At 69.8% G+C, this 14,925-nt stretch carries 12 protein-coding genes and 1 riboswitch; of the genes, 6 read left to right on the top strand and 6 right to left on the bottom strand.

The annotated features are described in order from the left end of the window. Positions 1–17: 17 nt before the first annotated feature. The 4 genes from ABZ128_RS19945 to ABZ128_RS19930 all read right to left on the bottom strand — a co-directional run bounded on the left by ABZ128_RS19945 (position 18) and on the right by ABZ128_RS19930 (position 4,833). Positions 18–1,508 carry a glycoside hydrolase family 3 N-terminal domain-containing protein gene (locus tag ABZ128_RS19945; RefSeq protein WP_356849895.1) on the bottom strand — a complete coding sequence of 497 codons (1,491 nt, stop codon included), beginning with the start codon at positions 1,506–1,508 and terminating at the stop codon, positions 18–20. Between the two features lie 6 nt (positions 1,509–1,514). Continuing rightward, positions 1,515–2,351, bottom strand: a complete 837-nt coding sequence (locus tag ABZ128_RS19940; RefSeq protein WP_356849961.1) for a carbohydrate ABC transporter permease — start codon at positions 2,349–2,351, stop codon at positions 1,515–1,517. Positions 2,352–2,407: 56 nt separating this feature from the next. Continuing rightward, positions 2,408–3,424 (bottom strand): sugar ABC transporter permease, encoded by a 1,017-nt coding sequence (locus ABZ128_RS19935; protein WP_356849894.1) that lies wholly within the window; start codon positions 3,422–3,424, stop codon positions 2,408–2,410. Between the two features lie 122 nt (positions 3,425–3,546). After that, a complete protein-coding gene (locus ABZ128_RS19930) occupies positions 3,547–4,833 on the bottom strand; it encodes an extracellular solute-binding protein (RefSeq protein ID WP_356849892.1) in 1,287 nt (428 codons plus the stop codon). A 290-nt stretch (positions 4,834–5,123) separates the two neighbouring features. On the opposite strand from ABZ128_RS19930, the gene ABZ128_RS19925 reads away from it, so the two are divergent. From ABZ128_RS19925 to ABZ128_RS19915, 3 genes are all read left to right on the top strand, one after another. After that, positions 5,124–5,888, top strand: coding sequence for a GntR family transcriptional regulator (locus ABZ128_RS19925; protein ID WP_123080305.1), 765 nt, complete (start codon positions 5,124–5,126; stop codon positions 5,886–5,888). Between the two features lie 247 nt (positions 5,889–6,135). Continuing rightward, complete coding sequence (locus tag ABZ128_RS19920) at positions 6,136–8,226, top strand: carbon starvation CstA family protein (RefSeq protein WP_356849959.1); 2,091 nt, start codon at positions 6,136–6,138, stop codon at positions 8,224–8,226. Further along, on the top strand, positions 8,223–8,420 hold the full coding sequence (locus tag ABZ128_RS19915) for a YbdD/YjiX family protein (RefSeq protein WP_356849890.1): 198 nt from the start codon (positions 8,223–8,225) through the stop codon (positions 8,418–8,420). Before ABZ128_RS19920 ends, ABZ128_RS19915 begins: the two co-directional genes overlap by 4 nt. 52 nt (positions 8,421–8,472) lie before the next feature. On the opposite strand, the gene ABZ128_RS19910 is transcribed toward ABZ128_RS19915, so the two are convergent. Next, the gene (locus tag ABZ128_RS19910) at positions 8,473–9,057 is read right to left on the bottom strand and encodes a Uma2 family endonuclease (protein ID WP_356849889.1); all 585 of its coding nucleotides are present in this window, start codon (positions 9,055–9,057) and stop codon (positions 8,473–8,475) included. A gap of 78 nt (positions 9,058–9,135) precedes the next feature. On the opposite strand from ABZ128_RS19910, the gene ABZ128_RS19905 reads away from it, so the two are divergent. The 3 genes from ABZ128_RS19905 to ABZ128_RS19895 all read left to right on the top strand — a co-directional run bounded on the left by ABZ128_RS19905 (position 9,136) and on the right by ABZ128_RS19895 (position 13,342). Further along, a complete protein-coding gene (locus ABZ128_RS19905; RefSeq protein WP_356849888.1) occupies positions 9,136–9,636 on the top strand; it encodes a GNAT family N-acetyltransferase in 501 nt (166 codons plus the stop codon). Positions 9,637–9,712: 76 nt separating this feature from the next. Beyond that, positions 9,713–9,789: riboswitch (cobalamin riboswitch) on the top strand. Between the two features lie 152 nt (positions 9,790–9,941). Then, positions 9,942–12,323: a ribonucleoside-diphosphate reductase subunit alpha gene (locus ABZ128_RS19900; RefSeq protein ID WP_356849886.1), complete on the top strand. Its 2,382-nt coding sequence runs from the start codon at positions 9,942–9,944 to the stop codon at positions 12,321–12,323. Continuing rightward, positions 12,323–13,342: a ribonucleotide-diphosphate reductase subunit beta gene (locus tag ABZ128_RS19895; RefSeq protein WP_356849885.1), complete on the top strand. Its 1,020-nt coding sequence runs from the start codon at positions 12,323–12,325 to the stop codon at positions 13,340–13,342. The genes ABZ128_RS19900 and ABZ128_RS19895 overlap by 1 nt, the downstream gene beginning before the upstream one ends. 10 nt (positions 13,343–13,352) lie before the next feature. Here the strand turns inward: ABZ128_RS19895 and ABZ128_RS19890 are convergent, their stop codons facing one another. Then, complete coding sequence (locus tag ABZ128_RS19890; RefSeq protein WP_356849884.1) at positions 13,353–14,774, bottom strand: recombinase family protein; 1,422 nt, start codon at positions 14,772–14,774, stop codon at positions 13,353–13,355. Positions 14,775–14,925 lie beyond the last annotated feature (151 nt).

The raw sequence follows: 14,925 nt of genomic DNA, 5'->3' as shown, positions 1-14,925 counted from the left end.
GTGCGTGCGGGCAACGGCTATGCCCCGGCGATGACCTCCGCGGCCGCGCGGCCGCAGACGCGGGACGCGCCGTGGGTGGCGATGTACAGGGCTCCGCGTGGCTCGGCCCGCGGCACGCCCATCTCGACCACCACGGTGTCCGGCCGGGCCGCGACCAGCGCGTCCAGGGCCTCGGTCATCCAGGGGTGCCGGTGCGCGTCGCGGACCACCGCGACCACGGTGCGGCCGCCCGCCGCCGCCAGGACGTCCCCGGCCGAGGCGCCCTCGGGATACACGCCCGAGGCGGTGTCCGGTACCAGCGCGGCCAGTTCGGCGGCCAGGCCCCACGGGGTCTCGTCGCCCACCGCGATGTTCGCGACGGGCGCGAGGGTGGCGACGTACGGGGCGGACACCGGTGCGGCGGCGCCCGTCACGGCCACCGCGCGGCGGGCCGCCGTGAGGCCGATGCCGGGCGCGCCCCCCTCCGGCGCGCCCGGCACGGCGGCTGCTGCCCGGGCCTGCCGGGTCCAGGCGGCCAGCTCCCGCACCCGGGCGGCGGCGTCGGCGAGCCGCTCCTCGGGCAGCGTCCCCTCCCGTACGGCCGCGACCAGGGCGTCGCGCAGCCGGAGCACGGTGGCCTCGTCGGCGAGCCCGCCGCCCACGCAGATAGCGTCGGCGCCGGCCGCGAGGGCGAGGGCCGAGCCGCGTTCGATGCCGTACGTCCCGGCGATGGCGTTCATCTCCATGCCGTCGGTGACGATCAGGCCCTCGTAGCCGAGCTCCTTGCGCAGCAGGCCGGTCAGGATCTGCGGGCTGAGCGTGGCGGGGCGGGTGGGGTCGAGGGCGGGCACCAGGATGTGCGCGCTCATCACGGCCCGGGTGCCGGCCTCGATGGCGGCCTTGAAGGGGATGAGCTCGCGCACCTGGAGGGTGTCGAGGTCGACGTCGATGCGGGGCAGCGCGTGGTGGGAGTCGACGTTGGTGTCGCCGTGGCCGGGGAAGTGCTTGGTGCAGGCGGCGACTCCGGCGGCCTGGAGGCCCTCGACGTACGCGGCGGTGTGCCGGGCGGCGAGCGCGGTGTCGGCTCCGAAGGAGCGTACGCCGATGACGGGGTTGTCCGGGTTGGAGTTGACGTCGGCGGACGGCGCCCAGTTGAGGTTGACCCCGCACTCCGCGAGCCGCCGGCCCAGCTCACGGGCGACGCCGCGGGTGAGGGCGGTGTCGTCGACGGCGCCGAGGGCCAGGTTGCCCGGGAACGACGAGCCGCCGCGCACCTCCAGGCGCGTGACGTCGCCGCCCTCCTCGTCGATGGCGACGAGGACGTCGTCGCGCTCGGCGCGCAGCTGCGCGGTGAGTGCGGCGAGCTGCCCGGGCGAGGCGATGTTGCGGCCGAACAGGCCGACGGAGGTGAGGCCTTCGCCGATCCTGCGCAGCAGCCAGGCAGGGGCGGTGGTGCCCTCGAAGCCGGGCTGGAGGACCGCGAGGGCGTCGCGGGTGAGCGTGTCCGTGCCGTGCGCAAGGACAGTCATGGGCCGTTATCCCTTCACGGCGCCGGCGGTCATTCCGCCGACGGCCTTGCGCTGGAGGAAGATGAAGATCACCAGGACCGGGAGCGCGAAGAGCGTGGACGCGGCCATGGTGGCGCCCCAGTCGTTGCCGAAGGCCGTCTGGAACTGGGTCAGCCACAGCGGGAGGGTCTGCGCGGTCTTCTCCTTGTTCAGGATCAGGACCATCGCGAACTCGTTCCAGGCGGTGATGAAGCCGAAGAGCGAGGTGGACATCAGGCCCGGCGCGAGCAGCGGGAAGATCACCTTGCGGAAGGCCTGGCCCCGGGTGCAGCCGTCGATCTGGGCGGCCTCCTCCAGGGTCACCGGGACGGCGGCGATGAAGCCGCGCAGGGTCCAGATGGTGAAGGGCAGCACCATCACGAAGTAGACGGCCGTCAGCAGCGGGAGGCTGTTCAGCGTCTCGGCGTCGCGGGCGATCATGTACATCGCGATGACCATGACCTCCCACGGGGCCATCTGGGCCATCATCACGGCGAGTACGAGGCCCTTGCGGCCCTTGAACCTCATCCGGGCGAGGGCGAAGCTCGCGGCGAGCGCGACGAGCAGGGCCAGCAGGACGGCCCCGACGGTGACGGCCAGGCTGTTGGTGACGTAGGTCCAGAACAGCTCGACGCCGGTGGCCTTGGTGAAGTTGTCCAGGGTCGGGGTGAAGAGGAAGACCGGGTCCTTGGAGAGGATCTCGCCGGACGGCTTGAGCGCCGAGGAGAACATCCAGTAGACGGGGAAGACGAAGACGGCGGCCAGCAGCAGGGCGCCGAGGTTCTTGGCGAGGGTCCCCGGGCGCAGCGGGCGGCGCCTGCGCAGCTTCCGGGCGGGGGCCGGGGCGGCCTGGGAGGCCGGCTCCGGCGCGGTGGTCGTGCTCACTGCTCCTCCTCCTGCTTCAGGATCAGGCGGAAGTAGAAGGACATGACGATCACGAGCATCACGATCGTCAGGACGGAGATCGCCGCGGCGAGGGCGTAGTGGCCCTGGCTCTGGCCCTCGACGTACGCGAAGACGGAAAGGGTCTCGGAGGCGCGGTCGGGGCCGCCCTTGTTCATCGCGTAGACCTGGGTGAAGGCCTTGAAGACCCAGATCACCTCAAGGAAGGTCGTGACGAGGAAGAACGGCTTGAGGTTGGGGAAGACGACCTGCCAGAAGGTCTGCCAGCCGTTGGCGCCGTCCATGCGCGCGGCCTCGTACAGTTCGCCGCCGACCGTGGTCAGGCCGGCGTACATGTTGAGGGCGACGAAGGGGACGGAACCCCAGACCACCAGGACCGTGACGATCGTCAGGGTTGAGAGGCCGGTCTCGAACCAGTTGTGCTGCTCGTAGCCGGAGAAGCCGAGGGTGCGCATCACCCAGTTCATGACGCCGAACTGCTCGTCGAACAGCCAGTGGAAGACGGTGACGGAGGCGACGATCGGCATGGCCCAGGCCATCACCAGGGCCATCGACAGGACCAGGCGCATCCACGTGCCGAGGCGGTTCAGCAGGATGCCGACGAGGCTGCCGATCACCATGATCAGCGCGACGTTGGCGGCGGTGAAGGCGAAGGTGCGCAGGACGACGGTCCAGAAGTGGGCGTCGCCGAGCAGCTGGGTGTAGTTCGCGACGCCGTTGAAGGGCGACTTCCGCTGGATGAACTCGATCTTGTCGACCTTCTGGAAGGACAGGATCACGTTCTTGGCCAGCGGGTACAGCAGCAGCGTCGCCAGGCTGAGGACGGCCGGCCCGACCAGGAGGTACGGCAGCCAGCCGGAGGGGCGGGAGCCTCTGCCGCGGCTGCCGGGGGGCGGCGCGGTGGTCCCGGCGGGGGGCGGCGTCTGCTGCCGTCCGGCGGACGTGGGTGGTGCGTCCTGTGGAGCGGCCACCGCTCCCTGGGAGTGCACGGTCATGTCGTGGTTACCTCGGCTGCGTTCGGGCGTCGCATACGTCTGTCCAAGCGCGACCGGGGGTGCGGCGGGCGCGCGGGCGCCGGCCGCACACCCCGGTGCGTTCACTGCCGGTACGTCGGGTGCTACTTGTTGAGGCGGCTCGCGATGTCCTTGTCCGCGGCCTCGCCCGCCTTGGCGGCGTCCTCGCCCTTCAGCACCTTGGTCATGAACTCCTTGACCGGGTTGGGCTCGGTCTCGACGTTCGCCCAGTTCGGGGTGACCGGGGTGATCTTGCCGTTGACACCGGCCTTGCCCATGGCCTCGGCGAAGGAGCCCGCGGCCGGGGTGAAGTTCGCGGCCGCCTGGTTGGGGAGCAGCGCGCCCTTGGTCTCGGCGGCGTACTTGGTCATCTGGTCCTTGCCGGCGGCGAGGGCCAGCCATTCCTTGGCGAGCTCCTTGTTCTTGGAGCGCTCGGCGACGGCGAGGTTGGAGCCGCCGAGGAAGACGGTGCCCGGCTTGTCGGCGGTCTTGCCCGGGATCGGGAAGTAGCCGAAGTCGGCCTCCTTGCCCGCCTCCTTCAGGGCCTTCTCCGCTCCGCCGGCCTCCCAGCCGAGACCGATCCAGGAGGCGACGCCGCCCTTGGGGACGACGTCGGTGGACTGCTGCGGGGTGGCCTCGTCCTTGTCCTTGGGGGCGGTGGAGTAGGACTGGAGCTTCTTGTAGAACTCCATGGCGGAGGCGGCCTGGGGGGTGCCGAGACCGCCCTTCCACTTGCCGCCGTCCTTGACGGCGAGGTCGCCGCCCTCGTCCCAGACGAGTCCGGCGAGCACGTACCAGCTCTGGCCGGGCAGGTAGATGGGCTGCGAGGAGGGGTCGGAGGCCTTCAGCTTCTCCAGGCCGGCGATCCACTCGTCGCGGGTGGTCGGCGGGGTGACGCCGGCCTTGGCGAAGGCCTTCTTGTCGTAGACGACGACGCGGTTGGCGGCGTACCAGGGGGCGGAGTAGAGCTTGCCCTCGTACTCGGCCGAGGCGAGCATGCTCTTCTGCCAGGCGTCGGCACCGAGCTTGGCCTTGTCCTTGGTCAGGTCGGCGAGGCCGCCGGTGACGGCGTAGCCCACGGCCTGGGTGTTGCCGAGCTCCAGGACGTCCGGCGGGGTGTCCTCGGAGAGGGCCGTGGTGACCTTCTCCTGGATCCCCTTCCACTGCTGCTCTTCCACCTTGACGGTGACGCCCGGGTGCTTGGCCGAGAACTCCTTGTTCACCTCGTCGATCCAGGCCTTCGGCGCGGAGCCGTCCATCACCCAGACGGTGATCTCCTTGGCGCCGCCCGCGTCGGTCTTCCCCTTGTCGTCGCCGTCGTTCCCGCCGCACGCCGCGAGCCCGACCATCATGCCCGCGACACTGACCGCCGCGATGAGCTTGCGCTTCACGCCACCCTCCTCAGGGATGCTGCCTGCACCTTCCCTCGCCCGCCGCGGTGACATGCACCAAGTACTGCCCTGGGGCCGGGATCTGATCCATATTGGTTTAGACCAGTAACCGGAGCTTGGCCTAGACCTTTAGGGGTGTCAAGGGTCTAATGAGCGGGTGCCCGGTCCGTTACCGGACCGACACCTGGGGGAGGGGAGAGGCCCGTCCTCCGACCCGTGTCACCATGTGACCGCACATATCGGAGGAGCCGGTGACGGCAGCGAAACTGGAGTCGGGAAGGCGGGCGGCGATGGCCACCGAAGGGGCGACCACCGAGCCGGAAGGCGGGGCAGCCACTCGCACGGCGCGTGTGCCCAAGTACTACCGACTCAAGCGGCACTTGCTCGACATGACCGAGACCCTGCCCCCGGGCACCCCCGTGCCGCCGGAGCGCACGCTCGCGGCCGAATTCGACACCTCCCGGACCACCGTGCGCCAGGCGCTCCAGGAGCTCGTCGTGGAGGGCCGGCTGGAGCGCATCCAGGGCAAGGGCACCTTCGTCGCCAAACCGAAGGTCTCCCAGCCGCTCCAACTCTCCTCCTACACGGAGGACATGCGCGCCCAGGGACTGGAGCCCACCTCCCAGCTGCTGGACATCGGCTACGTGACGGCCGACGACACCCTGGCCGGTCTGCTCAAGATCGCCACGGGCGGCCGGGTCCTGCGCATCGAGCGGCTGCGCCTGGCCAGCGGTGAGCCCATGGCCATCGAGACCACCCACCTGTCGGCCAAGCGCTTCCCCGCGCTGCGCCGTTCGCTGGCCAAGTACACCTCCCTCTACACCGCCCTCGCCGAGGTGTACGACGTCCGGCTCGCCGAGGCCGAGGAGACGATCGAGACCTCGCTGGCCACCCCGCGCGAGGCGGGCCTGCTCGGCACCGACGTCGGCCTGCCGATGCTGATGCTCTCGCGGCACTCCCTGGACGCGGACGGCGAACCCGTCGAGTGGGTGCGGTCGGTGTACCGCGGGGACCGCTACAAGTTCGTCGCCCGGCTCCAGCGTCCCGCCGTCTGACAGTTCCCGGTACCGGATTGCGGACGGGGTCTTACGCTCACCGGGCCGCCCCCCGTAGATTCCCTGCGCTCAGCAGATGATCGACGAGGGGACGAGGGTCATGCCGGAACCGGAAGCAACAGGGACAGAACGGAACGCGGCGAGCCCGGGCACCGAGCCGGGCTCGCCTTCCGCATCCGGGCGCCCGACGCCCGCTTCGATCGCCGTGTGGGTGCTGGTCGCCCTCGTCGGGGCCATCGGCTGGGGCATGCTGGCGCTCTCGCGCGGCGAGGAGATCTCGGCCGCCTGGATGCTCGCCGCCGCGCTGGGCTCGTACGCCATCGGCTACCGCTTCTACGCGCGCTTCATCGCCCACCGCGTCCTGAAGGTCGACAAGACCCGGGCCACCCCCGCCGAACGCCTCGACAACGGCGTCGACTTCCACCCGACCGACCGCCGCGTGCTCTTCGGCCACCACTTCGCCGCCGTCGCCGGCGCCGGCCCGCTGGTCGGCCCCGTGCTCGCCGCGCAGATGGGCTACCTCCCGGGCACCATCTGGATCGTCGCGGGCGTGATCTTCGCGGGCGCCGTCCAGGACATGGTGACGCTCTTCTTCTCCACCCGCCGCGACGGCCGTTCGCTCGGCCAGATGGCCCGCGACGAGATCGGCCCCGTCGGCGGAGCCGCCGCGCTGCTCGCCGTCTTCACCATCATGATCATCCTGCTGGCCGTGCTCGGGCTGGTCATCGTCAACGCGCTGGGGCACTCCCCCTGGGGCGTCTTCTCCATCGGCATGACCATCCCCATCGCCCTCTTCATGGGCTTCTACCTGCGCGTGCTGCGCCCGGGCCGGGTCACCGAGGTCTCCGTCATCGGCGTCGCCCTGCTGCTGCTCGCCATCGTGGCGGGCGGCTGGGTCGCCGAGTCCTCCCTCGCGTCCACCTTCACCCTGGAGAAGGAGACGCTGGTCCTCTGGATGATCGGGTACGGCTTCATCGCCTCGGTGCTGCCCGTGTGGATGCTGCTCGCACCCCGCGACTACCTCTCCACCTTCATGAAGGTCGGCACGATCGGGCTGCTCGCGCTGGGCGTGGTCATCGCCATGCCGACGCTGAAGATGCCGGCGATCACCGACTTCGCCACGCGCGGGGACGGCCCGGTCTTCGCCGGCTCGATGTTCCCCTTCGTCTTCATCACCATCGCCTGCGGAGCCCTGTCCGGCTTCCACGCACTGGTCTCCTCCGGCACCACCCCGAAGATGATCCAGAAGGAGACCCAGGTCCGGGTCATCGGCTACGGGGCCATGCTGACGGAGTCCTGCGTCGCCGTGATGGCGATGATCGCGGCCACCATCATCGAACCCGGGCTCTTCTTGGCCGTGAACTCCCCCGCCGGGGTCATCGGCACCACGGTCCAGACCGCCTCGCAGGCGGTGTCCGACTTCGGCTTCGCCATCTCCCCGGAGTTCCTCGCGCAGGCCGCGAAGGAGGTCGAGGAAACCTCCCTGCTCTCCCGTACGGGTGGCGCGCCGACGTTCGCACTCGGAATGTCGGAGATCTTCTCGGCCGTGATCGGCGGCGCCGGGATGAAGGCCTTCTGGTACCACTTCGCCATCATGTTCGAGGCCCTGTTCATCCTGACCACGGTGGACGCGGGCACCCGGGTCGGCCGTTTCATGCTCCAGGACACCCTCGGCAACGTGCACAAGTCCTTCAGGAACGTCAGCTGGAAGCCCGGCGTGTGGCTGGCGAGCGCGGTCGTGGTCGGGGGCTGGGGCTACTTCCTCTGGGTCGGCGTCAAGGACCCGCTGGGCGGCATCAACCAGCTGTTCCCGCTGTTCGGCATCGCGAACCAGCTGCTCGCCGCGGTGGCCCTGGCCGTCTGCACGACCCTGCTGGTGAAGTCCGGGCGGCTCAAGTGGGCCTGGGTGACCGGGGTTCCGCTGGCCTGGGACGTGGCCGTCACCCTCACCGCGAGCTACCAGAAGGTCTTCTCCGACGACGTGAAGATCGGCTTCTTCGCGCAGCGCGACAAGTACCAGCAGGGCATCGACGCCGGGAAGGTGCTCAAGCCCGCCAAGAACATGGACGAGATGCACACCGTGGTCACCAACGCCACGGTCGACGGCGTGCTGTCGGCGCTGTTCGCCCTCCTGATCATCATCGTCCTGCTGGACGCGGCCCGCACCTGCCTGAAGGCCGTCCGCAACCCGGAGTCGGCCACGCTGTCCGAGGTCCCGTGGACCGAGTCGAAGATCATCGCCCCGGCCGGCCTCATCCCGACGGCCGAGGAACGGGCCGAGCTCGCCGCCGCGGGCCTCGACTCGGGCGGCGGCCGCGCCAAGGAGCCGGTGGCGTGAGCGGCGTCCGCGGGGCGCTGGCGAAGGCGCGGTTCTTCGTACGGGAGTTCTCGGGCGAGGCGGCCTACGACCGGTACGTCGCCCACGCCCGCGCGCACGACCCGGACGCCGAGGTCATGACCCGGCGCGCCTTCGAACGCGCCCGCACGGACTCCCGCGAGGCGGACCCCCGCGAGGGGTTCCGCTGCTGCTGACCCACTGACACATCCGAGGGCCCCGCCGGTCAGGCGGGGCCCTCGGAGGCTTTCAGCGCACCCAGTCCTTGAGGACCTCGGTCTGGAGGCTGATGCCGATGGGCTCGGGGAGCTCGACGTCCTTGCCGTACGGCACGGTCCGGACCGTCGCGTACCGCCTCCCCTCGGGCTCGCTGTAGACGGAGATTTCGCACGTGGCTCGGTCGATCAGGAGGTAGACCGGGATACCCGTCTCCGCGTAGGCGCGGGGCTTTTCGACATGGTCCCGCCGGTGGGTGTCCGAATCCCACGAGGTCACCTCGACGGCCATGAGGATCGGGCCGGGGTCGACCCAGTCGCCCTGCCCCACGAATGCCTCGGAGGGCGCCAGTACCGCGTCCGGGATGGCTCGCCCCTCCCGGTACTCCTGAGCCTTGATCCCCTGCCCCCCGTGCAGCCAGAGCTCCGGCCGGTGCTGCATACACATCCTGGTGAGCCACTGGATGATCATCTGGTGATCGCCGTCCGGCATGGCCTTGCTCCTGATGACTCCGTCGATGAACTCCAGCCGCGTCCCCACCCTCTCGCGAGCCGCTATGTGCGCGACGGCTTCGAAGTCCTCGGTCAGCATGTGGGGCCGGTCTGTCATCACGGTCATGCCTCGCTAGCCATTCTCGACGGTGCTGATTCCGACGATAGCGCCGGGCACCCACAGCCGTGGCGCACACTCGACCCCATGGACATCGTGATCAGGGAAGCGCTGGCGGCGGAGTACGAAGAGCTCGGGGAGATCACCGCGCGGGCCTACCTCGGGGACGGGCTGCTCACCTACGGCGAGGAGGACCCGTACCTGGCCCGGCTGCGGGACGTGGCCGGGAGGGCCGCCGACAGCGAGATACTCGTCGCCGCGCGCAGCGACGGTCAGCTGCTCGGCGGTGTCGCCTTCGCCCCGCCCGGGAGTTCCTTCCGCGACATCGCGGGGCCGGACGAGGCCGAGTTCCGGATGCTCGCCGTCGCCCGGGAAGGCCGGGGACGGGGTGCCGGCGAGGCCCTCGTACGCGCCTGCATCGGCCGGGCCCGGGCCGTCGAGGGCGTACGGCGTCTCGTGCTGTCCACCACCGACGAGATGCCGGCCGCCCACCGGATCTACGAACGCCTCGGCTTCGCACGGACTCCGGCGAGGGACTGGGAACCCTTCCCCGGCCTCGTTCTGCTCACGTACGGTCTCGAACTGTAGCCGCTGCGACACTACATCTAGGGGGTCACCCACGGGGCGGCCCCCACATGTATGCTCATCCTCGCTGTCGCCGCAGGGGAATCCGGTGCGAATCCGGAACTGTCCCGCAACGGTATGACGTACACCCACGGTGCTACCGCAAGTCCGAGGACCTGCCGACAGTGCGCCCGGCTCGACCGAACCGGGTGCCGATTCGTCCGGGCCTCGCGGTTGGGCCGGTGGACGCCATGCGGCCTGCTCTGCCCGCACGCGCTTCCCCCTGCCCCGACCCGCCGATGACCGGGCCGAGCGAGGGAGAGCTCCCCGTGACCATCGCGCCTTCCGCACCGCGCGCCGAGTCCGACCACCCCGAGACCGAGGGTCCGGGGGCCGCGCTGCTGCGTACCCTCACCGAGCTGACGGCCGACCTCCCGGACACCGACCCCGGACGGGTGGCCGCCGCCGCGCTGCGCGGACGCAGCGCGGCCGCCGACGAGGCCGAACTGCGCGCGCTGGCCACCGAGGCCGCCGCCGGGCTGATCTCCGAGGACCCGGCGTACTCCCGTCTCGCCGCCCGGCTGCTGACGATGGCCGTCGCGGACGAGGCCGCCGGCCAGGGCGCCACCTCCTTCTCCGCCTCCGTCGCGGTCGGCCACCGCGAGGGCCTGATCGCCGACCGCACCGCCGAGTTCGTGGCGCTGCACGCGGGCCGCCTCGACGCGCTGGTCGAACACGCCCTCGCCGAGGGCGCCGACGACCGCTTCGGCTTCTTCGGCCTGCGCACCCTGCACAGCCGCTACCTGCTGCGCCACCCGATCACCCGCCAGGTCGTCGAGACCCCGCAGCACTTCATGCTGCGCGTGGCCTGCGGCCTCGCCGAGAACGACAGCGTCCAGGCCGTCGAGGAAGTCGCCTCGCTCTACCGGCTGATGAGCCGCCTGGACTACCTGCCGTCCTCCCCCACGCTCTTCAACTCCGGCACCAGGCACCCGCAGATGTCCTCCTGCTACCTGCTGGACTCCCCGCTGGACGAACTCGACTCGATCTACGACCGCTACCACCAGGTCGCCCGCCTCTCCAAGCACGCCGGCGGCATCGGCCTGTCGTACTCCCGCATCCGCGCCCGCGGTTCGCTGATCCGCGGCACCAACGGCCACTCCAACGGCATCGTGCCGTTCCTGAAGACCCTCGACGCCTCCGTCGCCGCCGTGAACCAGGGCGGCCGCCGCAAGGGCGCCGCCGCCGTCTACCTGGAGACCTGGCACGCGGACATCGAGGAGTTCCTGGAGCTGCGCGACAACACGGGCGAGGACCAGCGCCGCACGCACAACCTCAACCTGGCGCACTGGGTGCCGGACGAGTTCATGCGCCGCGTGAACGACGACGCCGACTGGTCGCTGTTCTCCCCGGCCGACGTGCCCGAGCTGGTCGACCTGTGGGGCGACGAGTTCGACGCCGCCTACCGCAAGGCCGAGGCGGCCGGCCTGGCCCGCAAGACCATGCCCGCGCGCGACCTGTACGGCCGGATGATGCGCACCCTCGCGCAGACCGGCCAGGGCTGGATGACCTTCAAGGACGCCTCCAACCGCACGGCGAACCAGACCGCCGAGCCGGGCCGGGTCGTGCACTCCTCGAACCTGTGCACCGAGATCCTGGAGGTCACCAACGACGGCGAGACCGCCGTCTGCAACCTCGGCTCGGTCAACCTGGGCGCCTTCGTCCTCGCCGGTACGGGCGAGATGGACTGGGAGCGGCTGGACGAGACCGTCCGCACCGCCGTGACCTTCCTCGACCGCGTCGTGGACATCAACTTCTACCCCACCGAGCAGGCGGGCCGCTCCAACGCCAGGTGGCGTCCGGTGGGCCTGGGCGCGATGGGCCTCCAGGACGTCTTCTTCAAGCTGCGGCTGCCCTTCGACTCCGCCGAGGCCAAGGCCCTCTCCACCAAGATCGCCGAGCGCATCATGCTCGCGGCGTACGAGGCCTCGTGCGACCTCGCCGAGCGCCACGGCCCGCTCCCGGCCTGGTCCGAGACCCGTACCGCGCGCGGTGTGCTGCACCCGGACCACTACGAGACCGAGCGCGCCTGGCCCGAGCGCTGGGACGCGCTGCGCGCCCGCGTCGCCGAGACCGGCATGCGCAACTCGCTGCTCCTCGCCATCGCCCCGACGGCGACGATCGCCTCGATCGCGGGCGTGTACGAGTGCATCGAGCCGCAGGTCTCCAACCTGTTCAAGCGCGAGACGCTGAGCGGTGAGTTCCTCCAGGTCAACGCCTACCTGGTGGAGGAGCTGAAGAAGCTCGGCGTGTGGGACGCCCAGACCCGCGAGGCGCTGCGCGACTCCGGCGGCTCCGTCCAGGGCTTCGGCTGGATCCCGGCCGAGGTGCGCGAGCTGTACCGCACGGCGTGGGAGATCCCGCAGCGCGGCCTGATCGACATGGCGGCGGCCCGTACCCCGTACCTCGACCAGTCGCAGTCGCTGAACCTGTTCCTGGAGACGCCGACCATCGGGAAGCTGTCCTCGATGTACGCCTACGCCTGGAAGCAGGGCCTGAAGACCACCTACTACCTGCGCTCGCGCCCGGCGACGAAGATCGCCCGCGCCGCGCAGGCCGCCACCCCCGCAGCGCTCCCCCAGGCCGTCGCCGACGCGGAAGCGCTCGCCTGCTCCCTTGAGAACCCCGAGTCCTGCGAGGCCTGCCAGTAATGAGTACGACCCAGTCCGACAAGAACCTGCTGGACCCGGGCTTCGAGCTCACGCTCCGCCCCATGCGCTACCCGGACTTCTACGAGCGCTACCGGGACGCGATCAAGAACACCTGGACCGTGGAGGAGGTCGACCTCCACTCGGACGTCGCCGACCTCGCGAAGCTGACGGCCGCCGAGCAGCACATGATCGGCCGGCTGGTCGCCTTCTTCGCGACCGGCGACTCGATCGTGGCGAACAACCTGGTCCTGACGCTGTACAAGCACATCAACTCCCCGGAGGCGCGCCTGTACCTGTCGCGCCAGCTGTTCGAGGAGGCCGTGCACGTCCAGTTCTACCTGACGCTGCTCGACACCTACCTGCCCGACCCGGACGACCGCGCGGCCGCCTTCGACGCGGTCGAGAACATCCCGTCGATCCGCGAGAAGGCCCAGTTCTGCTTCCGCTGGATGGACTCGGTCGAGAAGATCGACCGCCTGGAGACGCAGGCCGACCGCCGCCGCTTCCTGCTGAACCTGATCTGCTTCGCCGCGTGCATCGAGGGCCTGTTCTTCTACGGCGCCTTCGCGTACGTGTACTGGTTCCGCTCGCGCGGCCTGCTGCACGGCCTGGCCACGGGCACCAACTGGGTGTTCCGCGACGAAACCTGCCACATGAGCTTCGCCTTCGAGGTCGTCGACACCATCCGTCAGGAAGAGCCCGAGCTGTTCGACGCGGACCTGGGCGAGCAGATCACGGCGATGATCCGTGAGGCGGTGGACGCCGAGCTGCAGTTCGGCCGCGATCTGTGCGGTGACGGCATGCCGGGTATGAACACCGAATCCATGCGGCAGTACCTGGAATGCGTGGCGGACGAACGCCTCCGCCGTCTCGGCCTCGCGCCGGTGTTCGGCTCGGAGAACCCGTTCTCCTTCATGGAGCTCCAGGGCGTCCAGGAACTGACGAACTTCTTCGAGCGCCGCCCGTCGGCCTACCAGGTCGCCGTCGAAGGCACGGTCGACCTGGACGAGGACTTCTGACGCGGCTGCGTCAGCGAACAGTGTTGACGGAGGTGGCTGTTTTCATTGCCACCTCTATCAGCCCTGGATCGAATGGGGCATTCCGAGAGCGCCCGTGCGGGATGGGATGTACGACGATCGCGTCGATGAGCGACGCGATCGTCTCCCGTTTCTTGTTCGTGTCCCATGCCTGCCACTGTTCGGACGTGAGACCCAACTTCTCACAAACGATTGCTTCGACGTACTGGTCAACGAGATCGGCACGACGGCCGACCTTGCGGCACCCTGACGAGGAACAGCGGTAAGAGGCATGTCGGTTGGTGCCATGTGGAGGGTGCCCGCCCATCTTCGAGCCGCACTGCGGCGTCCCCGTGCTCGTGTAGCCACATCGCAGAAATCCAGAGAGCAGGTATTTCCGCGTCGATTCCAAGTCGGCCGTTCGTGCCCGGCGGCCGTGCCCCGGGCCATTCCCCCTGGACCGTGATGCGTACTGGTCCTTGTATCCGCTCCGCTCATTGCTCTGCGAATACCAGCGGTCGCAGCGGTCGACCAGAGCCGACCACTCCGCAGGAGAGGCAACCCTCTGCCACTCCCCCACCACCGGCTCACCCGTGCCCCTGTCACGTACAAGTGCACCGTCGAGAATGCGGTAGCCGCAGATGGCGGGGTTCGTCAGCATCGCCTGCACAGTCGGAATCGTCCATCGGCCGCCGCGCACCGTGGGGACTCGCTCAGCCGTCAGCCAGTCGGCAATCGACATCCACGTCGCGCCGTTGAGAGCCCTCTCGACAGCCTCTCTCAAGTATGCCGACTCGTACGGATCGAGAACGGTGTTGGTGGGCCGCTGCTGCGCCGCGTCTGACCCCAGCCAGCCGAATCTCCGCTGGCCGCCAGAGCCCCGTCCTTCAGCGGCCCGATCCCTGATCGATCGGCGCCTACGCCGTCCAATCCGCTCCGACTCCGTCTGTCCTTGAGGCTCGACGCCGGCCTCCAGACGCATCAGCACGGACGGGATGTCGACGAGTTCACCTGTGTCCACCAGGTAAAGACAGCCGTCCTGTCGGAGGGAGAGCGCTTTGAGCAAGCAGAGATAGTCATCCGCGCTCCGGGCCAGCCGCTCCTCTTCCACCGAGATGACCCCACTGATGGGGAAACCTTCTGCTGTCCTGCGCATCAGCAGGTCGCGCACCATGCGCTCGAACGCTGCACGCGTGACATCGGGGTTGGCCGCCGAGACACCATCGTCGGTGTACAGACAAATCACCGCCCAGCCGATCCGGGCCGCTTCGTCCAGGTTGTTGAGGTGCTGCCTCGCGGCCGCTCCTGGTTGGGATCGACTGACCCGTGCGTAGGAGGCAACCGGCACACGATGACCCAGCCACTCGTCGAAGGCGACGCCCTCTGCCAGCGCCCGGGTCAGGCCCTCGGCGAGCTCCCACCTGAATGCCGACATACGCCCCCTCCACGCGAACCATCGGTCACTCATATGAACGAGAGTCGCACGATTGCGTCACGGCCCGATGCCGTCGCGGGCTGCGCCACACGGGGGCTGACTTGTCTGTGCGCGGGGCCGGGGCCGCTCGACGGACGGTCCTGCGCCACCA

Origin of the sequence: Streptomyces sp. NPDC006326 (genome assembly GCF_040612915.1) — a bacterium.
GTDB lineage: Bacteria > Actinomycetota > Actinomycetes > Streptomycetales > Streptomycetaceae > Streptomyces.
This window is presented reverse-complemented; position numbering and strand designations above follow the sequence as displayed.